Origin of the sequence: Chryseobacterium sp. CFS2 (genome assembly GCF_036543225.1) — a bacterium.
GTDB lineage: Bacteria > Bacteroidota > Bacteroidia > Flavobacteriales > Weeksellaceae > Chryseobacterium > Chryseobacterium culicis_A.
Map to the genome: position 1 here is coordinate 17,233 of NZ_JAZHQU010000004.1, position 26,171 is coordinate 43,403.

A 26,171-nucleotide genomic window follows, 5' to 3' on the forward strand; every position below is an offset into this window, starting at 1 on the left:
TTTATGGTTTAACTTTTAAAATGAGAATGTTAATCGGATTAGCAAGGTCGCCCAACATCTTAATCTCGATGGTTTGATTGGTTGCATAATCGTCAATATTTATTTTTTTTCCGGTAACACTGTCCCGGGCCTGAATGATCACATTTTCCGTTTCAAGGGTATTGGGAAATACTGCACTTCCGGTAACCTGCACTACGGTACTTTCAGCTGTTTGTGAGATCAGCAAAACCTTATCATAGATCTGCTTATTAAATTCCTGCTGATTTTTCGGGCTGTCCAGCCAACCGTAGTCCAATAACAGCTTTACTTTATCTTCACTTGATTCTCCTATGGGAAGAGCTTTTAAAGCTTCAATATCTTCACGGTTTTTTTTGATGAAGTCTACTATTTCCTGAAGCTCATCTAAAGACAAATCATTAGATAATAATATGTTTCTAATATTTTCTATCTCAAGAGCCAAGTCTTTATCAGCACCTTTCAATGCATCCACAAAACTATTTACCTGTATTTTCGTGTACGCATTCCCCAATTGATCAGAACTGTCGATCGTAGCAATATTGCTGATTCCAAGTTTGCTTTTCCAGCTGTCCACATGCGCTGCAGTCAGGTTACCGGCATTCAATAAAGCCAGATATTCCGAATGAGCCTTTGGGTCTTTTAAGTGTTCCTGAAATGCTTCTGCGCTGGCAAATAATTGAAAAATTTCTTCAAATCCTTCAATACCTTTCATAGGGATTAAGTCATCTTTGTGATAAAAAGATAAAAACGTGTCTTTAAACTGGGTTTCTGTTGGAAAATCTCCCGTTTCAAACCAACTGAAAATTGTATGTAATGGTGTACTCATTTGATAATTGATAATTAGTTTTGATAAAATTGATAATTGGGAAAGGCTTAAAGATTATTTCTATCCGTTACATTTTAAAGGAGCGAAGAAGTCCATATACTTGCAGATGAAGCTATAGGGCTATGCATTCACTTAGAAAGAATCCATGAAGCTGATTCCACTTTTGTGATCTCAAAATATTACAATGATGCTATAACATCTTTGTTTGAAATTTGAACTGTATGAGCAGTTTGAAGCCGGAACAAAGCAGGCCACACCTGACTTTGGAGATTTACCAATGATAATAGATGGTTTAAAGTTCCCACTATTAGGTAGAAATTGTTTATTTAGAAAAGAACAGATCAGCTTCAGCCTTTCTTCTGCGGATGAGCCCGTTTAAGGTTTTTCCGGTGGCCGTAATATATTTCGTGGTAAACCAATTTCTGATGGCCTGCTCTTCTGCTTTTTTATTAATCAAAGAAAATAGTCCATCTGATCCTCCGGTATTGTAAGTGTGCGATACGAGAGCATCAAATTGATTTTGAGTAAGATTCAGTTTAATTTTACTGTTGACGATTTTTTCATAAGTTGGTAAAACAGATGAAAACAGCTCTATTCCTTTTTCTTTAGTGATGGCAGGATCTTTCATGGTAACTTTTTTTCCTCCCGGATAGTAAGTGTTGCCATATCCTATTGTGGGAATTCCGGCAGAATCCAGATAAGGTTTTGAACTGAAGCCTTCAAATGACACAATCAGATTGATTCCCTTTTGTGATGTTTTCATATCTTAAAATATTTGTAGGTGAAAAAGATGAGTACTAAAGTGATTCCAATAATCGTAATGAAAATCCAGGCCAGGAGTTCCAATCCATCTGATTGAATTTCCTTTGTTTCTTCAGAGACATTTGAAGCCACTTCTTTGACTGTTTCTTTTGAAATTGTTTTCTGGGTTACATCCTGAGCAGCATGGGTAATTTCTTCTTTTTTAACCTCTGATTTTTCATGGTTGACTTTTGCATAATAGCTGCTGATGGAATATTCTGCATTCCCCACAATGGAAATACGTTGAATGGTATCACGCCCTATCACGTTATGGAAAACAAAGGGATTAGATGCATCAGATTTTCCTTTAATCAACAGATCTCCCGATACTTCATTTCTCTCTTCCTTCAGCAACACCTCATCTGATATACTTTGAGTTGATTGTGAGCTTTGAAGGGTTAAAGAATCAGCTTTTATTTTTTCTGTATTTTTTGTATTTTCTTTATAAGTAGCTGTAATTTTGTGTTTACTCCGGCAGCCCAGCATGAGACTGCTCAATATGAGCAATAACAGAATCTTTGTTTTCATGAGTTTTAGTTTTAAAAATTGAGGCCTATTTTGAATTTTTCAGTCTCAGGAAATTCAATTGATATTCAAATCCTTACATAAAGATTTTATCTTCTTTTACATATTCTTTTTTGATGCTATCCAGCAACATATCTAAACTTACTTTATAACCAGGTTCTTTTAATGCAATTGTTTTTAAACTTACATCCTGTATGACATTCATAATATTAGAGCCGGTTAATTCATATCGCTGGGCAATTTGTTCCAGATCAATATCTTCAAGTTGTAATGGTTCGGGTAAATTTTGCTGCCAGATACGCAGACGCTCTTCATGCTTTGGATTATTGAATTGTATGCAGCTGTGAAAGCGTCGTGTAAAGGCTTTATCCATATTATTTTTAAAGTTGGATGCCAGAATAATAAGCCCTGAAAATGTTTCAATACGTTGCAGCAAATAAGAAACTTCCTGATTGGCATATTTGTCATGGGCATCTTTTACAGAGGTTCGTTTTCCGAAAATAGCATCCGCTTCATCAAAAAATAAAATCCAGTTTTTATTTTCTGCTTTGTTAAACAGTTTAGCTAACTGCTTTTCTGTTTCTCCGATATACTTTGAGACCAGCATAGAAACATCTACTCTGAAAACAGGACGTTGGGTATATTTCCCTAAAAGGCTGGCAGCAAGAGTCTTTCCTGTTCCCGGTTCTCCATGAAACAACACTCTGAACCCTGGTTTAAGTTTGGTCTGCATGTTCCAATCTTCCATAAGAATCCGGCTGCTATTGTACCAGGCTTCAATACTTTTAAGCTCCTGCAGCGTAGTTTGAGGAAGTATTAAATCTTCCCATGATCGGCGGGTGAGTATCTGTTCTGCCGGAAAATCATTGCTCATTTTCGGCAATAATTCCGAGCCAAACATGATTTTGTTAAAAGCTTCTTCATGAACATTGATCTGTCTGTTTTCATGGGCTGAACCTGCAAAAACGATGAGTTCTTCTTTACTCAAAACCGAATCCGGACCGAAATAATCCAGAGCTTTCAATCGTTCTGAAATACTGTCTCCTCCCAAAACGTATTGAACAGCCTGAATGGTAGGATAAAAGAGCCTGCCGCTATCGTTGGTTGAACAAAAGTCAAACAGCGCACTCCCCGGAAGCTCCAAGTAAATGCGTTTCAGCAATGCGGTATCCAATCGGGGCAATAAAGCCATTAAAAGAATCACAACTTCCTGATGGGCAAGCTCTTTCCCTGAAATATAATCTCCTAATTGAAAATTTTCATGGTTACTGGTATTAAATTCAGGGGCTCCTCCATTAAAATCCTCTGAAGGATTGTTGATACGCCATGTAATAACCTTTTCTAAATGAGTAAATAATTTTTGTAATTGTTCTGACTCCATGGGTTTTTATCTTTTTTAAGATCCGGTGTACAGCATCATTTTTACTTTTAAGATGCTTCCCCTTATCTTGTCGTTGATTTCAAGAAACCTCAACCGGAAAGTTGCTCACATTCGAGTATCTCTCCACAGCCGGCACAGCAGCTGTTTTTGGAAAGTAGCTCCTTCATTGGAGTCCTTCTTTTTAAAGAATGAATCTGCGTTTGAAAGAGAACAACAGATCTGAAGACCAGCCATTCTGCTTCCAGGAGGAGATTCTCATGTTTATACATCAGAAAATTCCGGGATTTCAAACGCTAAAAGGTGTCCTGCCAAAGAGAATCTCTCCGATTGAGGTATGTTGTATATGTTTTTTAAATATCATGCAGCATCTCAAGGATGATTACATGGTATTTCGTAGTTGATTTCTAGAAATCTCAACCGGAAAGTTGCTCGCATTTGAGTGTCTCTCCACAGCCGGTACAGCAGCTGTTTTTGGAAAGTCGCTCCTTCATTGGAGTCCTTCTTTTTAAAGAATTAATCTACGTTTGAAAGAGAACAATAGATCCGAAGACCAGCCATTCTGCTTCCAGGAGGAGATTCTCATGTTTATACATCAGAAAATTCCTGGATTTCATGCGCTAAAAGGTGTCCTGCCAAGGAGAATCTCTCCGATTGAGGTATGTTTGGGATTAATCAATAATATAATTAACCAAATCGTAAAAGTCCCGTCCCAAAATAATTTTTATATTAACGGGATACGATGTATATTTTTTGCCATTGATCTCAATTTCCAAAAGCATCTGAATAAGAGAAAATGGTTTTCTATGATGAACCGTATGTCTGAATGAACCAGGTCTGGTAAGTGTTCCTGATGGATAAAACTCATTGAACTGTGATCCAGGTCTGAAATAATTAATAGGATTGATATCCAGAATCATTTCTTTAGATGTTACAGGGTATTCGGACATTCTGCCCAGGGATATTGCATCTAATTGCTGTTCCCTGTAATAACCTGCATCTTTGAATCCATTCCTGACCTTTTTTTTCTGTTTGTAACGTTTTATAATAATCTTAGGCTTGTACTTATCAATATCTAATTCATTTGATAATTTTACCTTTAAGTATTTATAACTTACACTTCTGCTGAAAGCATGTACATAATGATCTATTTTCTGTGGCTCACTTCCGGATTCTGCTTCCAGATTAATGTGTCCTCGTCCCGATTTTTCAACGTTTCCGGCCTGATAGAAATGATAGTATTTTGAGGTCCATTCTGCTGATGCCTTTACATCCAGTCCGAAATTAAGTTCATTTAAATGGAGGTAGTTATCTATGAATCGGCCAAACTGGCTTTCTGTAGGATATTTACCGGTTTCAAAGTAGGTTTTCAGCTCCTCTCTTGGGATTAATATATTGTTTTCTTCCATGATATTTTAGTTTTCTTTGTTGGCTTATGTTCTTACTATAACTGCTTTCTGGAGCTGATTCCCGGTTGTGATGTAAAGTTCAAAATTGATACTTTTTTTGTTCTTATAAAAGTTTTTCGCTCTCTTCATCCTGTAGCTGCAGCAACTCACATCTTACTCATAAACAATTTATTACACCTAAAATCAATGACTCTTGTTTCTTAATTTCATGCAATGCATTTCCACCTTCCGTTTTCACAGAATTTATTATTTACTTTCAAAAAATAGATGTGACAACCCTTCATTCCGTTTTCCGGATGATGTTCCAATGGAAAAAGCTTCCTTTTACAGGATATCTTACCCGATTGAGATTGTATTTTTAGTAATGAGAATATAATGGATTACTTCTCTGCCGTCCTGTGATCTCAAGGTCTTTTATATTGATAGAATTACGGCTTATTGTTTTATATAATAGCAATTGCTATGTTTTGTTTACAGTTCAAAATTAATCACTTTTCTGTTCTTATCAAAGTTTTTTGCCCCTGCTTGTCTGTAGCTGCAGTAACTTTGTTTTAAAATCATTCATTATTATTTAGAAGCATAGTTACATTCGATCCTAATATTTCTGACTTTATCTACCTGGCCACCCCACCAATTTTCCTGACTTTGCCCGGCATACAAATATCCTGAGGCTACAAGAGTGTCAGTATCCGCATCATACAAATCGCACTGTACGTTCTGAGTGACTGCCTGAAGGTCGGCATTATAAGCAATGTACAAAAAGTCCCATGCATCATAATGATCGGTAACGGTATCTTTATCTCCATGTTCATTACCCCAGTATTGTGAGTATGCTCTGTATTGGATAGGCACTTCAGTTCTGTTTGTAAACTTAATACTTGTATTTACAATATTGATTCTTGCATAATTATCAATTTTAGAAATTTCAATGGGTAGTCTGCTATTCTTCAATTCTCCAAAATCAAAACCATCAGGAATAGTATTCAGATTGTTTCCGAATAATCTACGGATATAATAGCTTTCACTTAACTGATAGCCAAAACTATAGTATTCGGTTTCTCCTAAATTACCTTCTGATATTTTTTTTATTTTAATCGTATAAGGTGCGCTTCCCAATAAGTATTGTCTCACTACACCTACTTTTGTAGAATCTCTTAGGGTGATCAGCTGATCTTCTTCATCCGGTGAGGTTACCGCAACCTGGATTTCTAAATCTCCAACACTATTGGCGAAATAGTAAATAAATGCACTATCAATAGTTGCCAGATTATTAGCAAAGATTAGCATTTCTTTTTTGTTTAAAACATCTTCTTTATGTCTTAAAGAATCAATCAGATCCGAGAATTGATTTTGTGTAGGATGTTTACCTGTTTCAAAATAGGTTTTTAACTGGGCTCTTGTTATCGGTTTATTTTCTTCCATGATTTTTTATTATTCTTTACAGCTTAATTGCCTTTGGGTACAATGATTATTTTGTTATGTTTTTAAAAGATCACTCTGGCAAATTTGATTATGCCAATATGATTATTTCAGGAGTATAAATATTCTGTAATATGAATTGCTCAGATTCCCATCTGACTATTTTTCATTAATAGAATAATTACATTCGATCCTTACATTTCTGATTTCACTTATGTCACCACCATACCAGATATCCTGGTTGAGTCCGGCAGATAAGTAGTTGGTAGCTAAAAGACTATTGGTATCCTCGTCAAAAATGGTGCATTGTATAGATCGATTCAATTCCGTAAGGTCTGCCTTATAATTAAAGCTTAAATTATCAGCTATATCATAATGATCAGTAACAGAGTCTTCAGCTGTGAATCTCGAACTCCAGTTACTTCCAATTACCCTGTATTGTATAGGTACTTCTGTTTTATTAACAAACTTAATATTTGTATTTATAACATTTACCTTTCTTCCGTAATCCTGTTTATAAATTTGTATGGGTAACCTTTTGCCCTCCAGCAACCCTAAATCAAAACCTTCAGAAATATTCAGCTCATTTCCAAACATTTTTAAAATGGTATAGCTTGGGCTTAATTCATATCTCAAAAGATAATATTCAGTTTCTTTTAAGGTTTCTCCTAATATTTCCTTTACTTTAAAGGTATAAGGTGCGCTGCCTAATAAGAATTGCTTTTCCACAGCGTTGTCAGTTTGTCTTACGGTTACCACCTGATCTTCTTCATCCTGTGAGCTAACAACAACCCGGAATTTTAAATTTCCAATAATGTTTGTAGAATAGTAAATAAATGCATTCTCAATAAGTGCCAGACTATTGGCAAGGATTGCCCTTTCTTTATTGGTCAATGTATCTTCTCTGTGTCTTAAAGAATCTATCAGTTCCGAAAATTGGCCTTGCGTTGGATGTTTACCGGTTTCAAAATAGGTTTTTAATTCTTGCCTTGGAGTTAATTCATCTTTTTTCATAATATTTCACTATTCTTTACTATTTATATTATTTGTATGATTGTTTTTAGAGATACCAGTTAGTATCATTGATTTCAAGTCCAAAATTCATCTTTTTTTGATTATTGTGAAAGCTTTTGGACCTTCCGATTCTGTAGTTGCAGCACTGTTATTTTTGTAAAACTGAATGGCCTGCTTCTTAAATTTCAAAGCTCAAAATTCATCCTTTTTTTATTCCTGTGAAAGTTTTTTGCCCTTTCGGTTCTGTAGTTGCAGTATCCTTTTTTTCCGAATAATTAAATAACAGTTTCTGCATTTCTGTTTAGTAAACCCGTTCTGTATTGATAATAAAAAAGGCTCGGATTATAAAAATCCAAGCCTTGCTTTTTAATGTATATCCTTAAAAGGTGTAGCTCCTTTTATGAACCGATTATCAATCCAATTTAAAGAAGAAATATACTACCGCTGCCCATTCTTTTTTGATTCCCCTGGCATACCCGATAGTACTGTGGCTGCTGTTTTCAACCGTTCCATCATCTTTGATGTACCCCATAGTGGAATGACTGCTGTTTTCTACGGTTCCGTCTTTTTTTACATAACCGACCGTAGAACGGCTTTTGTTTTCAATAGTTCCGTCACTTTTAATATAGCCAATTGTGCCGTGACTTTTATTTTCAATAGTCCCATCGTTTTTAATATATCCCACGGTGGAATGACTGCTGTTTTCGATAGTTCCGTCATCTTTAATATATCCTGTGGTACTATGGCTTCCGGATTCTATAGTTTGGGCGCTTACAGAAAGACCGAAGAGAAGGGAGCAAAAGAATAGTGTTTTTTTCATAATCAATATTTTAATGAGTTATTAATTTGGGTTATTTGATGTATTCAAAAGTATTGATTATTCTTTTATAAAGATAAAAACTTGTAGATAAATGATTGAAAATAAAAGCCACACGATTAGATCCTGTGGCCTTAGATAATTTTTTATTTTAAAGTTTTCAAATATTCAAAGTTTTCCAAATCTTCAGTATATCCTACTTTTAATAAATCTTCCTTTATATCTTTTAAAAGATTATTCCATTCAAATATAAAATCTTCCGTCTTAACAGTTATGGGAAAATTAGCATCTCTAAGATTTTCTACAAATAAACCGGTTTCTCTATTTTCCAGCCCAACAGAAATCCATTTAGGGGTAATTATGACTGATTTATTTTCTTTTTTAAAATTCCAATATAAAGTAAAAGCACTACTTAAAAAACTTATCTCAAACTCATCCTCATTTTCTTTCATTTTTTTAAGCATAGAAATTATATCATTATACATAACACTTATATCCCCTTTTCTATTTAAATAAATTAAATAATTTCCAAAGGTTATAATTATATCTTCTTCATAAGCAAGATATGTAGACCATATAGCTTCGCTTACCGACATATCTTCAGTGTCAATTACTCCTATTTCTTTTGTTTTATTAAATTCTATTTTAAACATATTATATAGTTTTTTTTAATATAGATCTTCTGCTGTCTTGCTATCTATTGGAAAGCCATGGAAAGTTTTATTATCATCATTTCTTCTTATTCTCATTCTATCAGGTATTGATTCAGAGCCATCTAAGTTAAACACAACGCAGGAATGATCTGAATGGATAGGAGCATCATGCATTTTATAATCCTTAAATGTTGCTGCAATTTTACCTGCGTACTCCAAATCCTTTTTGTTCCCCCACTTACCTTGTGGTTTTGGAGGTTTTTGATTATTTCCTCTTCTAATTGCATCACTTTTCTGCCATTTTATGCCATGTTCTTGACCTCTTAGATATGCAGCTTCAGGTTTCAATGGTTTAAGATTAAATAAATCAATAATCTTTACTGTAAATTTAGATAATTCTATTAGCTTTTCATTAATCTCTTGTGCATCTTTTTCATCATTGGTTGGATCCAATAATATATCCAATCTTTTTGCAATAATTAAGGCCTTATCTTTATCATATTTATTTTCTTCCGTTGTTTCAATTTGATTGATAAAGTCAGAATAAAAAGTAGGAGTACTTTCCATTATCAGCTTATAACCTTTCTTCTCTTTTCTTAAATATAATGTATGAGTACCATCAGTTTTAGTTGGTACTGGAATTCTTAAGGTAGTTAAATCAATCTCTTTATCATCTACTTTATTTTTTGCTTTACCTTTATTATCTTTATCTTTCTTGCCACCAATTCCAATTTTTCCAAGCAAACCTTTGGCTTTACTCTTCACAAACGTCCAGAACTTAGTAATTGCCTTCACAATACGCTCACGTATTTTACGTATTACCCCAACAACTTTATCTGCTAAGCCTCCAATTCCCAATAATGAAGCTAAGAAACCAATCAATACAGGAACAGCTTTACCTAATGCATTTTCTATTGATTTGGCTACTGCGCCTACATTTCCACTTGCAATTGCTTTTATACTATCAGTAAAGGCTTTTACCAGTTCCATGATTTGTGCAGCCCGCTGGATGAAGAATTTCACCACATGTATAATGGCCATTGCTGCTTTTATAAATGCTCCTACCGGAGTAAGCAATCCCATCACCCATTTAATACCTGCCTGGATGACCTGTGTCTGGATAATGTCCATAATAGCATCCATTACCGTAGCTTTGAGGTCAGCAAACTGATCTTTCAAATGCTCCCAAAGTCCGGCAACACCTTCTTTACGAACAATTTGTACCATTTCAAAGCTTGTTTCAAGAACTTTCATTACAGGTTCTCCTATTACTTTGGATCCGATAGCTCTGATACCACTCCATGTTAAACCAAGCACCTGTGTTGTGATGGAGAAAATTCCTTTTAATGAGAATACATCTTCCGGCATCGTAATAGAAATACCTTTCATCGCTCCGGTTAGCCATCCGAAGAAACCGGTTTTAAGGTGTGTCCAGATGTTATTCCCGAAATTGGTAAATCCTTGTGAAACTCCGGCAATAAGATTTTTGAAAAACCCTATCGGATCCATGATAATCGCCTGAATGGCACTCATAACACCGGACAATAAATTGGTAAGCGTATTTTTAATTTCAATAATAATGGCAAAAACACTGGTTCTAAGAGCATCAAGAGCCTGATTCACCCATCCGCTATTTTGTGTTTTTAAGTCTGCAATTCTGGCATCAATGCTTGTTATATTGTCTGCGTATTTTTTAGCCAACACATCAATTAATGCATCCTTTTTGCTATTTACGCTGTCTTCCAATGCATTGAATTTGCTTTGGATCTCTGCAATAGCATCTTTTCCTATTTTTCTTAAACTTGGCGATAAACTGTTGACATAAGTCTGTACCTCTTTTTTGCCTTTAGCAATTCTGGTTTTGGCTGCATTAAGCTGCGTGGTAACATGGGTTGCGATTTGGTCAATAAATTTATCCATGACTTTAATGTACAAGTCCTTACCACTGTCAAAAAATTTGTTGACCTCTTTAGGTAGACCTGTAGCTTTGTCCCATAACCATTTCCCTGCTGCCACCAAGGCTCCGTATTTTGCATAGGCATCCCCATAACGTTTCTTTTTATAAGCCTTCATTTCTTTATCGACATGGGCTTCAAATGCTTTTTTAGCTTCTTTGCTGCCATTATCAAATTTTTCGGCCACCGATTTGTCCAGGTTATTTAAAATACCATCCACATCGGTTTTGGAAGTAAGGTAAATACCATTAATATGATCGGCAATTTCTTTTCGTTTTTGGCTGTCTTTGCCTGAGGTTTGCTTTTGTTCACCATGTACATTGCCTAGTCCGCCTTTTCTTGCACCATGCATGCCACTAATATGATGCTCCGCCTGGGCTTGGGCTTCGTTACGGGTTTTAGACAGCTCTTTATTTTCGTTGGTTCTGAACTGTTGAGTTGCTGCAACACTTTGGGTTTTGGCTTTGTTCTTTTGGGCCAAAGCATCTGTAAATGTAGGCTCATTAGATTTTGCCAACATCGTATCGGTGACTCCATTGGCTTTCATTTCACTGTCGATACTTGCTGTTTGCTCCTTAATTGGCTGTTCTACGCTTGCTGCATTTCTTTTCACCGGCATCGCTTTCGCTGCATTTGGTGTACCCGGAGCATTCCCTACATTTTGTGTTGGCATTTTTGCAACGGCACGAACAGGTTGTGCAGCTGTATTAGGTTGTGCAGCTGTTGCAGAAGCAATATCATTAGAGGCTACATTCTTCTCTTTTTTAACATCACCTACTGCCTTTTGATTGACTTCCTGTATATTATTATGTTTCTCAAACTCATCTGCCTGCTCTTCATTTTTCGGAAGCTTGATATTATGTATTTTTTCACTTAGCAAAGCTTTAAAATCTTCTTTCTTGAACAACCCAGGTTTTTGTTCATCCATGGTGTTCACTTGGCTTGCTTGCGCCATACTCTGACGTTCGTTGGCAGGCGATGGTGCTGCAGCTTGTGCATCATTGGTCGCTTTGCCTGATGGTTCGTGCTGTTTCTGTAACTTAGCTGTGATACTTATCCTTCCGCTCAATTCTATAAATCCAGGATTGTCTGTGGCATTTGCAGAGGTTTTAGTTTCCGCATCAGCCTCTACCGTTTTATCTGCAGTGACTGACTGTGGTTTTTCTACAGCAGCAACTTCCTGTTTCTTGGAAACGGCTTTTCCTGCCGTCTTTGTATCCGGTTTTGCTTCCTGAATGCTCTTACTTTCCTGATACACTACAGCTTGTTCCTGTACTGTTTTGGGCAGATAGGTTCCGGATTTGAGTTTATGATAATCTTGTATTTGATTATCATTCAAAGTAGACATATAGCCTTTTTCCATTTTCCTGGTGTCGGGATGGTTGATATCTCCGGTTTTCGCCAGACTCTCCTGGAGTTTTCCATAATTTTTTTCTGATCCCTGGCCATAAATGTCTTGTGAATCATGAACCCCCGCAATAGTACCATTGAGGTTGAGCAGGCTATCATTGGGACCTCCTGATCCCGCAGTAATGCCCCGATTTCCGGATTTTTGTGTTTGTATACTGACCCTATCTACCTCAGCTATAGGCACAACTGCCGGATCTTTCGGCTTTTGCTTTTTGCTCTGGTTTTTATGGGCCTTATTGTCTTTTTCTACAGGTTTTGCTGCTTTCATTGACTTAGTTTTTTAATTTCATATTGTTTTAAAAGACCTATAGGCACAACTAAGATATTGTGCCTTATAGGGTGCCTGCCGGGTTGGAAAAATCATACCGGGTGAGGTAGATTCTTTAAGAATGTAAGTAAATAGAAATGGTATTTGACTTTGAGAAACAGGCAACACTGAACCATTTCCTTGTTTGTTCTCTTGCTTTTAAATTTTCAGGTTTTTTAAGTTTTAAATCCACTCTTTTCCGGGAGAATATCTCCTTTGGAGTGATTGATTCTGTCATTACAGTAAAGACTGTTTCAGAATCTTTTTATGATTTCATATCATCTTTTTTTTCTTCTTCTTCATCAGATGGTCTGTTTGTATTGACACCACATCTGTTTTCAATAAAAAGATTCACTGCTTTATCAATCCAGTTAGGCAGATTATTAGTGATCATTTTCAGGAATTTATCATAACCATATCCCAATACAAACAATACTCCTGTTGAATACCATTTGTCATGCAATTCGGCTCTGTTCATTAAATAACTCATCGTAAAGCCTACGATTACTACGATTACCAATGTGATAAAATGCTCCCATGGCTGTTTTTTCTCTTTATTTTGTATGGAGACCAGTACCCTCAGTAATCCTCCTGAAAATGCTATTGCAGTTCCGATTAACAGGGCTTTTATACTATCCAAATTCATTCTTTTTCTTCTCTATTATTTATTAAAAATTTTAATTTTCAAACCACTTTCAGATGTTTAATTATTCCTGAGACAGGATGTACATATCATCTAAAAACTTTCTGATTTTCCGGATATTTTCGCTCTCATCCGCATACGCTAACTCGTCAATAATATCACTGATATCTCTCCCTGGTTTCTTCAGTTTTTCCTTATCTTTTTTCTTTTTTTTCTTTTCTTTTTTTTTCATGGCTACTAGAATTTTATTAAATGAATGATTGATTTTTTAGTTTTTTTTAATTGATTTCTCTTCCAATACACTAAGGCCAAACGGTTTCTTTTTACCATTCATGTTTCATTAAAACAACAGAACGACCAAGCAAAAACCGTTTTTCACCTTAATATTTTACCTATAATTTAAATTTGAGAAAGATATCAGAGCCTCCTTTTAATCTCATGTTTGGGGCTGTTGAGGATTTAGCAATAACTTTGAATCCTTTTTTATCTTTTTAGAATGAATAATTTCAAGACATGAATTATGAATACACACTATCTACAAACACTATCTTACTGATATTCAAATTACAACATTATATTAAATGGTAAGGATTGAGCTTTCTTCCGTGACCATATCTATGGCTGAAGAATGATGTTATAAATTGTTCTTTCAGACAAAAACAACATTTCCATCAGCTCGTTGACAATCACTTTCATCTGTTTATCCTGATTACGTTTTACATAATCAATGACAAAATCTTTTCTTTTTTCGACTAATTCTTTACTACGTTTCATATTCTATGGTTAAAAGTTTTTTTTGGTTAAATAGTTTTTTCCGAATCAGACAGGCTTCCTCTTCTTACCTGTTGACCGTTTGATAAAGTCATTAGAATCCCTAAAGACGAATATTCCGCCTTCTAAAAGATGTCTAATTCAATTAATTTTGTTTTTTAGAAGCCGGTACCGGGTATTTCCAATAAAAATCTTACCCTGACTTCTTTATTTTACATTTCATTTGCCCTTTCAGGATGTATTATCAACTTTACTGACAACTATAATTAATCGATATTTTATATGTTGGACAGTAGTGTTATTCTACATTTTGGGTTTGTTTTTTATTTTCAGGAAAAACAAAGAGCAAAATGATTGCTTTATTCAGAAATTTATCAAAAATAAACGCATTTTTATCATCAATAAAACAATACAAAAACGAACAAAACTCAAACAAAGAAATATAAAAAACGCACTTTTTACATTTTACAAACGATTTAAAATTTTCCTAATTCCTACTTGCTCCGGACAAAACAAAAAAAGAAAATATCTGTATTTTAAATATATTATCTATAAAATAAATTTTCAACTCACTTATTTACATTTAATTACAAACAAAAAGTAACATTTTAAAATATTAAAAAAATATTAAATTTTAAATATAATTTTGTACATTTGTACTGTTCCATCTTAATGATGAAACAAATATACGAACATTGTTCGTTTTTCAAAATAAAAACGAACATTTTGTTCATTTTTTTTTACAAATAACTATAAACATATCAAAATGAACTATTTAGAATTCAAAGAAATTAGAAAGAAACTAAACATGAAGCAGGCTGATATAGCAAAATCTATAGGAGTAGGCACCAGAGCCGTGCAATATTGGGAAAAAGGCGAACGAAAAATACCGGAAACAACAGCTTACTTTGTCACCAACTTACTATTAAAACAACAGGAACTCAATGATGACAGTGCGTCTCCAGTGGTTTTTTCAGATTTAAAGATCATGCACGTTCCATTAGCGAATCAATATGCACAAGCGGGATATCTGAGTAATTTTGCTGATGAAGAATATATAGAAAGCTTACCCACTATTCCTTTTACGGACGATATAGAGCACAGAGGCGAATATATGTGTTTTGAAGTGAAAGGAGACAGTATGGATAACGGATCATACGAAAGCTATCTGGAAGGCGATATTATCTTATGCAGAAACATCAGACAGGATTACTGGATGAGTAAACTGCATTATGATAAGTGGGATTTTGTAATCGTTCACAAAGAGAAAGGAATTTTAGTAAAGCGAATTGTTAACCATGATGTTGAGAAAGGCATTATCACCCTTCATTCTCTGAACGAATATTATGAGGATTTCGAGATCCATCTGAAGGATGTTGCCAAACTTTTCAATATTATAAGTACAAGACGTAAAAACAACAGAAGATAATTGCCCAGGGAAATAAAATCCTCAGTTTCTTGAGGATTTTATTGGGGTATTTTGGCGATTTTTTTTAACAGGTAAGGCCTGAAATACCTTCTATCCTTGCTGTGTTGGAATTTACTTCATACACCACACTCATATCAAAATCCGGAAATCTTATCCACCTAATCCCATTCTTATTAAATCCAATAAAAGGATCCATATCAAACTCTTCCAGATTTCCCGGAACTGCCAAGGTTATACCATCCTTTAAATAAATTAAACTTCCTATTTTGGGTTCAGGGGTATTCAACATCACATACCTTTTCCAATCATCCTCTCTTTTACAAATAATTTCATTATCTCTACCATAGTTATCTGGTATACAAAAGGCTTGTACTGTTTTTTGAATAGTCCATTCTCCAGCTTCAAACACAGATACATCCGACCAATCTGAGACTCCGGTTTCAGACCCAGCTGAACAATATTTTCTTACTCTCATATAATAAATGCCTTTAAGAATCTTTGCCCTATTCATATCTATATATTCAGGAGAGTAGTAATTAACACCCCTTTGTGAATAAATAATATCTGTAAATTCAGCATCCGTTGCTATTTGATATTCTACTGCAACAAAATTTGAATAATTATCCAGTATATATGACATTACTAACTGACCATCATTCTCTGCTGCGACTTTATTAATAGAGGGTTTTTCACAAGAAGCACACATGCCTATTTTAAAAAAACTTTTACTTTCGGCACTGACATTCCCTGATAATAATTCTATTCTCAAGTCGTAAGTACCAGGAGCCTGAATGATGGGAAGTTTTACCAATTCACCACTCGCAGGCACTGGATTTAACTCTTGCTTTACATCTTGCTGCCCTGGTCCCTGCTTTTTATAGTATGCAAATGCATAATCTACAGACAAGGAAGATGTATAATCGATATTAAATGAAATTTTGCAATCTTCTGCTGCTTCCATTATTTTATGTTTTAATTGTTATTATTATGTTTCATTTATATTTAAGAGGGTGGTTTGAGTCTAAAGAACTGCATGAACACCCTCTTATAGTATAGTGTAATACATAAAATCTATATCTTGAACTCTTCGTTTATGATCAGATACAGAAGTCTGATTATTACGCCAGATTTACATTCACGTCTTTGAAATCAAATGCATTACTGTTTGCATCAAAAACCATAAATCGGAATTTATAGTCCCCAGCGACTAAATTAGTAACCTTCAGGAATGGTTTTTCAATATCATAGGTAAGTATAGCTACGGATGGGCCACTTACCTGAAACCAAGAATAAAGAAGCATTGATAATTCACCAGCATTTGCGGCTCCTTCCAATATAAAAAATCTATCTTTCACAAGGGCTTTTGTATCGCGTGGTTCAACGATAACAATAGGCTTAATGCTTTCACAGCACTGTACATGTTCTCCTTTTGAGAAGTCGATATTGTTTATTACAACAGATGCAGGCTTGTACCAATTGGTTAACCTCATGGTCTGAGTACATTCTCCGTTACTCACCGTCACCATTATGGTCGGATTTCCTTCCGGATTCAGATTATACAATCTATGAATCGTAATTCCATTGATATCCGGTTTAGGAAGCGGGCTACCATCAGCACTGTAGGTATAGTCTCCAAAGTTTGGTCCGGTAACTTCAAGGTATACTTTTGTCTCATTTGAACCACTTACAGGATAATCAACAGATTTAACAGATATTGCAATATTCGGCTGCTTAATAACCTTGATACTGCAATTGGTTTGTTTTCCGTTCATCGTAAAAGTAATGGTCTGACCATGGAATGCAGGATCCACTAATTGCGGATTGAAGGAACCAGATACAACACCCCCAACAGAAACACTACCAACATACGCCTTTATAGATCCATTCTGAGGGATTACATCAACAAAATCTATAGGTTTGGCTTCAGAGCAAATAACATTTTGCAGCAAACGTAATGAGGTATACCAATCTCTTACAGATATACTTTGAAAACATCCGCCGCCAGTCACTTTCACCCCTATTACCGGAATATTATTTGGATTCAGATTGGTGTATTTGTAACTTATCTTACCATTTATAGGTTGTGGTTGAGTATACTGTCCATTCCCCAGGAAATCCCATTCGTACATATAGTCTGTAAAGTAAGGTCCGGAAACGTCAATGTTTATTATGGTTTCTGTTGAACCATTTGCTGGATAATCAACAGTATAATTAACGTTAACTGAAGGTGGTGGAATAACTTTAATACGGCAACTAGTTGCTTTATCATCCAAAGTAAAGGTAATATATTGCCCATACAAAGCTGAACCCACCTGACCTGGATTGAAGGAATACCCGTTACCCGAGGATACAATAACATACTTAACTTCCTCAGCACCCACATAAGCCCTAATAATACCATTCTCAGGGAACATTGTAAAAGGTATAGAATCGGCTCTAGAGCAAATAACAGTACTTGGCAGACTTAACGAAACCGGCCCATTATACCAATCTCCTATCGCTATGTTTTCAGTACAACCGTGACCGCTCACCTCCACTTTTATCAATGGAATATTTTTAGGATCCAGATTATAGAACTCATAGCGTACATTTCCGTTTTCATCCGGTTGCTTGTTAATGACATGTCCATTATTCAGGAAATCCCAATTATAAGTGTAGTCTGCAAAGTCTGGTCCTGAAACTTTAAAGTTTACCTCCGTTATGATAGACTCACCTTCCGGATAGAAGACATCGCCAACCGCTATATTTATTTCCGGCTGTGAAATAACTTTGATACTGCAGTTCGTAGGTTTCCCATTCACTGTAAAAGTAATTTCCTGACCATGGAACTCTTCACCTACTGACTTCGGATCAAAGATATACTGTCCATTGCCGGATTGTTTTACTCCACCGCCAACACTTGCTTTTACAACTCCATTCAAAGGGAATACTGTAAAAGGTATAGGACTGGCTTCAGCACAAATAACAGCAGTCGGCAAACTTAATTTAACGATTGCTTTTGGCGTACAACAGATGTATGGAAGTGAAAAGTCTGCGATAACTTTTGGATTTTTCATGGAATCGTAAACCATTATAAAAGTCCCTCTTCTTTCAACGCCCCGTTTGTGTTCTAACCCTGAGTTCTTTTCTATATATTCATTGAAATAAGCCTTTGACAGATCTTTATTGCCTACCAATTCTTCTAAAGACAAAAGCATAATGTCAAATCCCAGCTGCTGCTTATCCCTGATTTCTTTTATCTGTTCAAAAGCAATTCGGTGATCCATCCCCTGATGGCCTTCTATATTATAAAACGAATAGTTATCTATATTGAGATTTAAAGGGTTTTCTTTTTCAAACAGCCCTACTGGCACCCACTCCGTATCAAATGTCAAATTATTTCCAGATGACCGGTTGCTGGTCTTATCAAAATTCCATGTTTTTAAAAATTCTTCTGTAGCCTGGTAGTAAAAAGGAACCGCCTTATTGCTCAGAGGATTTAATTTTTGCGACGGGGTAATTTTAACCCGCACTTTATTTTTAATAATATTATCAGGATCAAAATTTCCCGCTTGTTGATTAAAACGATTGATTAAAGTTTTAACTTTTTGGGTCGCTTTTTCATCGTCTAAAGCAGGCGAATTATAAAACTGATGTCTTGAGGAATCCAGCTGGACATCTGTTATTAGTTTCCCAAGCATGATGTGTTTAGGAAAAGAGGCAAAATCGGGAAGACATTTGGTAAATGCTTTAGGAAGTAATTCTATGATTTCAGAATAGGTATCCATCAAATCCTTTATCACATCATAAATATACTGAAAGCCTGTTTCCTGATTAATAACTCTGTCTAGTGATACTTTGAAAGATTCATAGCTGGCACCTGGAATTCTTAAAATTTTAGCAATTGCTGAGATTTTTTCAAAAATACTCTTCCCATAATCAGCTTTATCTACGGCTTTGATATACATCTTTTTTAAATCAGAGACTTCCACCTTGTTTGTTGAAACAAAACGTTCTAAAATAATACGGTTTTGTTTTACAGGCTCCATGATATCTTCTATAAACAAAGGATGAGGCTGAAGACGATCTTTTCTTTTGGGTGTAACGACACCTGTTATGGGGTCAGGCAGAGAAAAACCTTCTTCTCCAAGAATATGAGTAATACCACTTGCTGTAGTAACTAATACCTTAAGGTTTCTGATTTGTTGTATTCCATGATTATCACAGTCAACACCTCTACAAGGTTTAACTTCTTTTTCATAATCCTCCAAATACAGCAGCAGGTATTTGTCTTCTAAATTTGTAAGGTTATTGATAGACTGAAAATCAGTTCTTGCTTCCTGAGCTGTTGCCAATTCCCATAGTTCAATCTGCTCGCTTCCTTCATAAAAGGACGGATATTTTACTTTAAAATTATCATATACTTTAAAGTGGGTAAATTTTTTATTTTCCAGATCTACCGTTTTCAGATCACTCATATACAGATCTTCACTCGTCTTGCTGGTAGTATTCAGGGTGAGTAAATCTCCGTCGGTGGTAATTGCCGCTCCCTGTGAAAGCTGTATGCTGTTCAGCAGCCTGTTTTTATAAATAAGTGTTGGTTTGAGGCCGCATACAATACCTACTCCCTGCAGCAGCACTCTGGACAAACGGTCCTGATCTTCAAAAAAATCCAGAAACTCATTGAACTGATCCGGATCTTCTATATACTGTCCTTTACTGAATTTTCGATATTGAACTGATATATTACTTAATTGATTCTTCATTGTAATTCATTTTTTATGATTGTATTAAGCTGGTAAATAACTTCTCAGGCAGAAACCCGCCTAAGAAGTTATTGTTATTATTAAGGAATGTTATAACCCAGCTCTTGAAGCGCACCAACAACTTTACTCAAGTAGTTTTCAGGAGTATCTCCATCAGGAATATTATATTTGAATTTTACTTTTCCTGCTGCCACTTCGGATTGAAGGTTGAATTGTGAAGGATAAGAAGCATTAGAACCATTTTCTACTGCTTTCATAAGCTCCTGGAATCTGGCATCTCCATCTACCTGGAACACTATTCCTCGATAATAATTAGGATTATTTGTACCAAAATTGTTTGCAATTCTGGTTTTTAAAGCCTGAATATCATTTGAGAAACCATTTGTTCTAGGAGTAATAGACTGATAGCTGTGATAGATAGAGTCTGCTTCATCCTGGAAGACCATAACAATTACATTACCTACCGCTGCCTGTCCACCTTCCATATTCAGGAAGTCGAATGTTCTTTCTGAACTTCTGGATACCACCTGTACTTTCTCATCGTATGCTACAGAATCATTTCCATATAAAGGCAACAATCTGTTTTTAAGTAAGGTTGCTTTCATCGTTTCCAATGGTCTTAAAGTTGAGTTCATAGAACCTGAAGAATCGAAATAAATAAATATTCTGGTATTTTTGTTAATCACCAGTTTTAACGTAACCGGAGTAATGGTAAATGTTGTGCTACATCCATTCGGATTTTTGACCGTTAAAGTAGGCCTGAAAATATCTTCCTGATTGGCTACTCCTAATGAATAGGTATGCGTAACATTCCCATTGGTATCCGGCACCTGGCTTCCTGATGAATTATCACCAAAATTCCAGTTATAAGAATATCCTGCCTGATGACCGCTCACATTAAATGTAACGGTTGCTTTTGGATCATTAACATCTTCACCATAGACAACTTCTCCTACAGTAACGTTAATAACAGGTTCTGCATACACTACCATCGTAGATTCTACAGGTTCATCATTAACGGTAAACGTGATTGTCTGCCCAAAATAAGTGGGGCTAATCAAACCTGGATCAAATAATTTCTGACCTCCGGACTGTGTAACGACAGGAATCTGAGTACCATTTACAAATGCTTTTACCTGAGCGTCTAGCGGAACGAGTGTAAGCGCAACCGGATTATCTCTTTGACATAGCTTGTTCGCAGGCAATACCAAAAATACAGGCTCTTTTTTAGAGCAACACAAGTAAGGTAATGAAAAATCCGCAAGAACCTGGTTATCAGATTCTGAGTTATAAATCAAAGCAAAGGTTCCACCCGGTTCTACACCCGCCATATGTTCAAGACCTGGTTTTCGCTCTACGAACTCGCTTAAAAGCTCGCTTACAACGTCTTTTTTAGGATCTTGTTTTACAACGGTAATTCCTTCAGGTGATCCTTCTTTTGAGAATTCAGCCTGGTTCAGTAATCTTAACTGTTCATCAAGTTTAGAAATGTTCAGTAAAGTATTCTGTGAATTGCCGGTTCTGTTGCTGACATCAGTGGAAATGGATACCAACTGCTTTCTAAGTTCTTCTATAGATACTGTTTTCTCTCTGACTGGCGGCTCGCTGCCAGGTTTTTCACCTTTATCCAAGACCAATGCAATGACATCAAAGGCTAAGCCGTATTGTGTTTTAAGGTCATTGATATTTTGTAATGCTGTCTTATAAGGCATTCCGATGTGACCTTCAATTCTGTAGAAGTCATTGTTGTCAATGTTATAATTCAGCGGATTCTGAATAAAGTCTTCTCCTGCTAAATTGGCCGTATGATAACTTAGGTTATAAGCTGACCTATCGGTTTTTGTTTTTTCAAAGTTCCATTGAGCCAATAAAGATTTATCTACATTATAGTAATACGGGATTGCTTTATGACCCAATCTTACATTCAGATTGGAAGGTGTGATTTTAATACGTCCGATATAGGATTGAAATCCATTAACTTTCTGCACAAAACGATTGGCAAGCATGATGACTCTTTCATAATTCTCATCATCATGGGTAGTAACCGGTGAATTATAAAAACCGTGACGGAAAGGAGTATATGCTCCTAATTCCTGCTTTGCTCCCACATGACCTAACAAAAGGTGTTTAGGGAATGAAGCAATATCCGGACAGCATTCAACATTCAGATGCAGGATCAAACCTTTTATTTCATTGTAGGTATCCATCAGATCCTTTAGTAAATCATATCGGTATTGATAATCTTCTAAGCCTGAAGAAGTGCCTGACAGTAAAGGGTTCAATTTGTCAAATAATGTCTGACCTCCCAGATTCATATTGATATTAAAAGTTCCTGCAATAGAAGTAAATCCTTCACTTAATTCTGCAACCGTACTGATGGCTCCTTTAAATTTTGTTTTTAACTGCGGTGCTGTTTTAACAAGCGTATCCAGAATAACTCTTTTGGCTTCAATATTGGGTAAACTGTCAAAAAGCTTTTCATAAACATCATGTTGTTTATAGATGGTATCTTTTGCATCTCCCCTGGCAATAAGCTCTGAAACAGATGCTGAATCTGCCAGAAGCACTTTAAGATCAGACACTTGCTCTGCACCGTTATTGTCACAATCTGCATCCTTACATGGGGTTTCGTCATTAGAATAACTTTCCAGATACAGAATTACAATTTTATCACTTAATGAACTACGAATATCTACTACCTTTTTAAAATCTCCGGCATTAGCCCCTTCTCTCAATAACTGTTTATACTCTTGTGTTGTAAATAATTCTAAAAGAGGGATTTGCTGTCCTCCGATACGAAAATGCTCATATCCTACGACATCAACATAATTTCTATAGTATCTGTAATTTTTAGCCTGAAAATCTATGACAGCTTCTGATTTTTTGTCTTCTACCTGACGCAGTGTTATTAAGTCTCCATCCGTAGTTACCCCGGCTCCTTGTGTAATGGCAATGGTATCAAAAGGAATCTCAAGATCTCTATCTACGGATCCGGCTGTTTTTTCTGCTAAAGTAGGTAAGATTTCAAGCTCTATGTATTCCGATTGAAAACCACACACTACTCCCACACCACTCAGACGGGTTCTTGATAGTCTGTCCTGATCTTCAAAATAGTCTATAAATTCGTTTAATTGCCCTTCTGTTAACGCCTGATTGTCGTTGAACTTTCTATATTGGGTTGTTACATTGTCTAATTTAGTGTTCATTATTTTTCATTTTTTTTGATAAGTTCGATTGTCCTAATATGATTTTTCCGTCCAGACTGTCGTTATCATTGGCATCGCAGTCTAAAAGCCTTCCCGGTCGATAAATATTGTTTAAATGGCTGAGAGCAGTCAATAAATCCGTAATGCTGTTTCCAAGATTCATAATATTATTCCTCGATTTATCTGAGAGGTATTTTTTAAATGCTACTTCAAACTCAGCCAAATCATTCTGAGCGGTTTGTTTTTCACTCAAACGATCTCCCACCCAGCAAATTTTTGCTAAAATATGAGCAGGAATTTCCTGCCTGATCACGGTTTCCGCATAACGCCTGAAATCCGGATCCTGAAAACGATAAGCAAAGCCGGGAAGAACAACACTCACCCTATAAGAATAAGGGTCAAAAACATCCGCTTCGCAACCTTCTTCACACGAAGACATAAAGGCTTCCGAATATTCTATCGGATCTGTTGTAGGGTTTTCTTCCTGCAGGTCATACATTATTTTGAAAGTACCTCCGATAGACATACAGCCAATACCTCCCATAAGCTTATAATCTTTAGTGGTTGGCTTTAATAATAAATGCTCAACAAGGAAAATACCCTCTTCTGTAAATTCATATTTGAAATACTTCACCGTTGCCTTAATTCCGTCTTTCAATTCTATCAAATCTGAATAAGGATTGGTTTTTTTGTGAACAGCAATGACATTTTTCTGGTCATCCAGAATTTCAAAATAATAATTACCTCCTAATGAAACACGGATTTTTATATTTCCAATTATACAGTAATCCTTTTCACAATTTTTCAGTTTTTCTAATGTAACTTCAGGGTGTTTCTCATCTAATTTGGCTAATGCATTTTCAAGATCTTCCTGATCAATCTGAATGGTTTGATAAATGGCTTCATTCAGATTTTTGATTGCAATATGCTCAGTCGTATAGCTGTTTACAGAGGATAAAATAATATTGCCGCCGGCATCTTTTATTTTCCAGGTATACGTTTTTTTACCGGTATTATCTGTTGTTTCAATAATGGATACCGGCGACTGAGATAAGTTTCTCTGGGTATAATCTTTAATCCCCAGCAAACGGGCAATTCTTTTCTGAACACCGGAAATATTGCTGGTATTCCAAAGATCTGAATCTCCGATTAAGGTATAATTATATCCCAACCCTCTGTCTTTACTTAGTGATGAATATTCTTTTAAGAAATTTTCTTTGTTGTATAAGACAATTTCATCGGTAGATTTCCCATACAATGATTTCATTAAGAACGTATAGTCACTAAATGTTTCCGCAAAACGGGAGATCAGATGGTCCAATACTTCGTTTCGTCGTTCCACACTGTTATCCAGCTCTTCATATAACGAATCTGTAAGTTGATCATCACTTTCGGTATCATAGTCAGAAACCAATTCATCAAAGCCTTTAATATTCTTAAGAGCCTGTGTAAAAAAGGTTCTTTTTAACTTACCATTAATGCTTAATACTTCTTTTACTTTTTCAAGGTGTTTGAAGTAGCCGGCAAGGATTTGATCAAAAAATAACAAATACCCTTTCATTTGTTTGGCCAATGCTTCTCTCTCCGGGGATGAATTCCCAATAATTCCAGATTCTCCTACTCCATAGGTGTCCGGAAATTCATTAAGAATCGTAGCATAGTCTGCAATATCATATGAAGTTCCCTGAGGCAATACCAACTCTTTATTCTGCCTTGCATCGTCTCTAAGTACTTCTTCTTCCCTTTTAAGAGTTTCTAGGTAATCCTGAACTTTTTTGTTATTGATATTTAACGGAAGAGATCCTTTACTGTAACTGAATGAACTCAGTTCACACAGTTCCGGTTTTCTGCCTTTTTCAATGCAGATCAGCCAATCATTATTTTGTTTGATCACACTATCACAACCTGCAATAGACACGTCATGAATTTCTTTAACACCCTCAACTTTCATGATTTCACTGATGATATCAGAAAGACGAACTTCTGTTCTTAACTGGCTGTTTTTAAGCTCTTCCGTATCGATAAAGCCATTATCCAGAAGCGGACCTTCAAAAATCTGATCTGTAGTAAGACCTTTATCCAGCATTTGTTTCAGTGAATAAAAATGAACCTCTGGAGACAGATAATTATTGATTGTTCTGATGACTTTAGCATGCACCAGTTCTTCGTCTGCTTTACTGACAAGTCCGATACGGGCACACACTGCAACTTTCTGAATTTCAACTTCTTTAATTTCTGCCAGATCTTCGCAAAGTCCTCTGTTGGCATGGTAACTGTCTAATATTTTGATATTGACATTAGATCTTTCACATCCGATACCATCCCCATCAATATCTTCGGCATAATCTACATAAAGGTCGTACAATCCTTTTACGTTAAAATGTTCTGTCTTTTCTCCGATCGGTTTAAAGTCTATATCTCCGGTTTTACAATCGACATATAATGTTTCATTTTTAGGAACTAACCAACAGTTACGGATCGGTCTTTTAAGGCTTCCAGTCGTGTTGATGTCTATAAACAACTTTCTGTAATCCAGTTCATTTAAAGGTCTTGAAGGTAAAATTTCTGCAGCCTTTAAAAACTGGGTATGAATGTCATTTTTTACATCATCAGATGCTAAGATATCTTCCATATTCAGGTTCATCCTCATCCCAAGATCCGTGATAGCATAGCTTAACACTTCCAGCGTGGTGATCCCAGGATCATGAGAGTTATAATCGGTCCAGAGTTTTCCTCCTAACTTTTCTATGTATTCAATCCCTGTTTTGCGTAGAAAATGAAAATCTGTCTGATCTCCGGTTTCTATATTTTTTGATATACTAATATGTTTATTTTCTGACATGAT

At 35.7% G+C, this 26,171-nt stretch carries 18 protein-coding genes; 1 reads left to right on the forward strand and 17 read right to left on the reverse strand.

The window, feature by feature from the left end:
• Position 1 precedes the first annotated feature (1 nt).
• The 13 genes from ODR02_RS10095 to ODR02_RS10155 all read right to left on the reverse strand — a co-directional run bounded on the left by ODR02_RS10095 (position 2) and on the right by ODR02_RS10155 (position 13,949).
• A complete protein-coding gene (locus ODR02_RS10095) occupies positions 2-844 on the reverse strand; it encodes a hypothetical protein (RefSeq protein ID WP_209783870.1) in 843 nt (280 codons plus the stop codon).
• Between the two features lie 322 nt (positions 845-1,166).
• Positions 1,167-1,607 (reverse strand): lysozyme, encoded by a 441-nt coding sequence (locus ODR02_RS10100; RefSeq protein ID WP_209783869.1) that lies wholly within the window; start codon positions 1,605-1,607, stop codon positions 1,167-1,169.
• Complete coding sequence (locus ODR02_RS10105; RefSeq protein ID WP_309512351.1) at positions 1,604-2,173, reverse strand: hypothetical protein; 570 nt, start codon at positions 2,171-2,173, stop codon at positions 1,604-1,606. The genes ODR02_RS10100 and ODR02_RS10105 overlap by 4 nt, the downstream gene beginning before the upstream one ends.
• 73 nt (positions 2,174-2,246) lie before the next feature.
• Complete coding sequence (locus tag ODR02_RS10110) at positions 2,247-3,551, reverse strand: ATP-binding protein (RefSeq protein ID WP_309512352.1); 1,305 nt, start codon at positions 3,549-3,551, stop codon at positions 2,247-2,249.
• A 668-nt stretch (positions 3,552-4,219) separates the two neighbouring features.
• Positions 4,220-4,957 (reverse strand): hypothetical protein, encoded by a 738-nt coding sequence (locus ODR02_RS10115; RefSeq protein ID WP_309512353.1) that lies wholly within the window; start codon positions 4,955-4,957, stop codon positions 4,220-4,222.
• 567 nt (positions 4,958-5,524) lie between these two features.
• Complete coding sequence (locus ODR02_RS10120; protein WP_309512354.1) at positions 5,525-6,379, reverse strand: hypothetical protein; 855 nt, start codon at positions 6,377-6,379, stop codon at positions 5,525-5,527.
• Between the two features lie 156 nt (positions 6,380-6,535).
• On the reverse strand, positions 6,536-7,390 hold the full coding sequence (locus ODR02_RS10125) for a hypothetical protein (RefSeq protein WP_309512355.1): 855 nt from the start codon (positions 7,388-7,390) through the stop codon (positions 6,536-6,538).
• Between the two features lie 412 nt (positions 7,391-7,802).
• Positions 7,803-8,210, reverse strand: a complete 408-nt coding sequence (locus ODR02_RS10130; RefSeq protein WP_309512356.1) for a 5-fold beta-flower protein — start codon at positions 8,208-8,210, stop codon at positions 7,803-7,805.
• Positions 8,211-8,353: 143 nt separating this feature from the next.
• A complete protein-coding gene (locus ODR02_RS10135) occupies positions 8,354-8,860 on the reverse strand; it encodes a hypothetical protein (protein WP_309512357.1) in 507 nt (168 codons plus the stop codon).
• A 15-nt stretch (positions 8,861-8,875) separates the two neighbouring features.
• Positions 8,876-12,493 carry a phage tail protein gene (locus ODR02_RS10140; RefSeq protein ID WP_309512358.1) on the reverse strand — a complete coding sequence of 1,206 codons (3,618 nt, stop codon included), beginning with the start codon at positions 12,491-12,493 and terminating at the stop codon, positions 8,876-8,878.
• A gap of 304 nt (positions 12,494-12,797) precedes the next feature.
• On the reverse strand, positions 12,798-13,172 hold the full coding sequence (locus ODR02_RS10145; RefSeq protein WP_309512359.1) for a hypothetical protein: 375 nt from the start codon (positions 13,170-13,172) through the stop codon (positions 12,798-12,800).
• A 67-nt stretch (positions 13,173-13,239) separates the two neighbouring features.
• The gene (locus tag ODR02_RS10150; RefSeq protein ID WP_156118455.1) at positions 13,240-13,407 is read right to left on the reverse strand and encodes a hypothetical protein; all 168 of its coding nucleotides are present in this window, start codon (positions 13,405-13,407) and stop codon (positions 13,240-13,242) included.
• Positions 13,408-13,790: 383 nt separating this feature from the next.
• Positions 13,791-13,949, reverse strand: a complete 159-nt coding sequence (locus ODR02_RS10155; RefSeq protein WP_156106583.1) for a hypothetical protein — start codon at positions 13,947-13,949, stop codon at positions 13,791-13,793.
• Positions 13,950-14,712: 763 nt separating this feature from the next.
• Between ODR02_RS10155 and ODR02_RS10160 the strand changes: the two genes are divergently transcribed.
• Positions 14,713-15,375 carry a S24 family peptidase gene (locus ODR02_RS10160; RefSeq protein WP_105680736.1) on the forward strand — a complete coding sequence of 221 codons (663 nt, stop codon included), beginning with the start codon at positions 14,713-14,715 and terminating at the stop codon, positions 15,373-15,375.
• Between the two features lie 64 nt (positions 15,376-15,439).
• On the opposite strand, the gene ODR02_RS10165 is transcribed toward ODR02_RS10160, so the two are convergent.
• The 4 genes from ODR02_RS10165 to ODR02_RS10180 all read right to left on the reverse strand — a co-directional run bounded on the left by ODR02_RS10165 (position 15,440) and on the right by ODR02_RS10180 (position 26,168).
• Positions 15,440-16,336, reverse strand: a complete 897-nt coding sequence (locus tag ODR02_RS10165) for a hypothetical protein (RefSeq protein ID WP_309512360.1) — start codon at positions 16,334-16,336, stop codon at positions 15,440-15,442.
• Between the two features lie 157 nt (positions 16,337-16,493).
• On the reverse strand, positions 16,494-20,120 hold the full coding sequence (locus ODR02_RS10170) for a hypothetical protein (RefSeq protein WP_309512361.1): 3,627 nt from the start codon (positions 20,118-20,120) through the stop codon (positions 16,494-16,496).
• Between the two features lie 80 nt (positions 20,121-20,200).
• Positions 20,201-23,326 carry a PKD domain-containing protein gene (locus ODR02_RS10175; RefSeq protein WP_309512362.1) on the reverse strand — a complete coding sequence of 1,042 codons (3,126 nt, stop codon included), beginning with the start codon at positions 23,324-23,326 and terminating at the stop codon, positions 20,201-20,203.
• Positions 23,316-26,168, reverse strand: coding sequence for a hypothetical protein (locus ODR02_RS10180; protein WP_309512363.1), 2,853 nt, complete (start codon positions 26,166-26,168; stop codon positions 23,316-23,318). The genes ODR02_RS10175 and ODR02_RS10180 overlap by 11 nt, the downstream gene beginning before the upstream one ends.
• Positions 26,169-26,171 lie beyond the last annotated feature (3 nt).

Coding starts and splice junctions, on each gene's coding strand:
- ODR02_RS10095 (WP_209783870.1), bottom strand. CDS start 844: ATGAGTACACCATTACATACAATTTTCAGTTGGTTTGAAACGGGAGAT.
- ODR02_RS10100 (WP_209783869.1), bottom strand. CDS start 1,607: ATGAAAACATCACAAAAGGGAATCAATCTGATTGTGTCATTTGAAGGC.
- ODR02_RS10105 (WP_309512351.1), bottom strand. CDS start 2,173: ATGAAAACAAAGATTCTGTTATTGCTCATATTGAGCAGTCTCATGCTG.
- ODR02_RS10110 (WP_309512352.1), bottom strand. CDS start 3,551: ATGGAGTCAGAACAATTACAAAAATTATTTACTCATTTAGAAAAGGTT.
- ODR02_RS10115 (WP_309512353.1), bottom strand. CDS start 4,957: ATGGAAGAAAACAATATATTAATCCCAAGAGAGGAGCTGAAAACCTAC.
- ODR02_RS10120 (WP_309512354.1), bottom strand. CDS start 6,379: ATGGAAGAAAATAAACCGATAACAAGAGCCCAGTTAAAAACCTATTTT.
- ODR02_RS10125 (WP_309512355.1), bottom strand. CDS start 7,390: ATGAAAAAAGATGAATTAACTCCAAGGCAAGAATTAAAAACCTATTTT.
- ODR02_RS10130 (WP_309512356.1), bottom strand. CDS start 8,210: ATGAAAAAAACACTATTCTTTTGCTCCCTTCTCTTCGGTCTTTCTGTA.
- ODR02_RS10135 (WP_309512357.1), bottom strand. CDS start 8,860: ATGTTTAAAATAGAATTTAATAAAACAAAAGAAATAGGAGTAATTGAC.
- ODR02_RS10140 (WP_309512358.1), bottom strand. CDS start 12,493: ATGAAAGCAGCAAAACCTGTAGAAAAAGACAATAAGGCCCATAAAAAC.
- ODR02_RS10150 (WP_156118455.1), bottom strand. CDS start 13,407: ATGAAAAAAAAAGAAAAGAAAAAAAAGAAAAAAGATAAGGAAAAACTG.
- ODR02_RS10155 (WP_156106583.1), bottom strand. CDS start 13,949: ATGAAACGTAGTAAAGAATTAGTCGAAAAAAGAAAAGATTTTGTCATT.
- ODR02_RS10160 (WP_105680736.1), top strand. CDS start 14,713: ATGAACTATTTAGAATTCAAAGAAATTAGAAAGAAACTAAACATGAAG.
- ODR02_RS10165 (WP_309512360.1), bottom strand. CDS start 16,336: ATGGAAGCAGCAGAAGATTGCAAAATTTCATTTAATATCGATTATACA.
- ODR02_RS10170 (WP_309512361.1), bottom strand. CDS start 20,120: ATGAAGAATCAATTAAGTAATATATCAGTTCAATATCGAAAATTCAGT.
- ODR02_RS10175 (WP_309512362.1), bottom strand. CDS start 23,326: ATGAACACTAAATTAGACAATGTAACAACCCAATATAGAAAGTTCAAC.
- ODR02_RS10180 (WP_309512363.1), bottom strand. CDS start 26,168: ATGTCAGAAAATAAACATATTAGTATATCAAAAAATATAGAAACCGGA.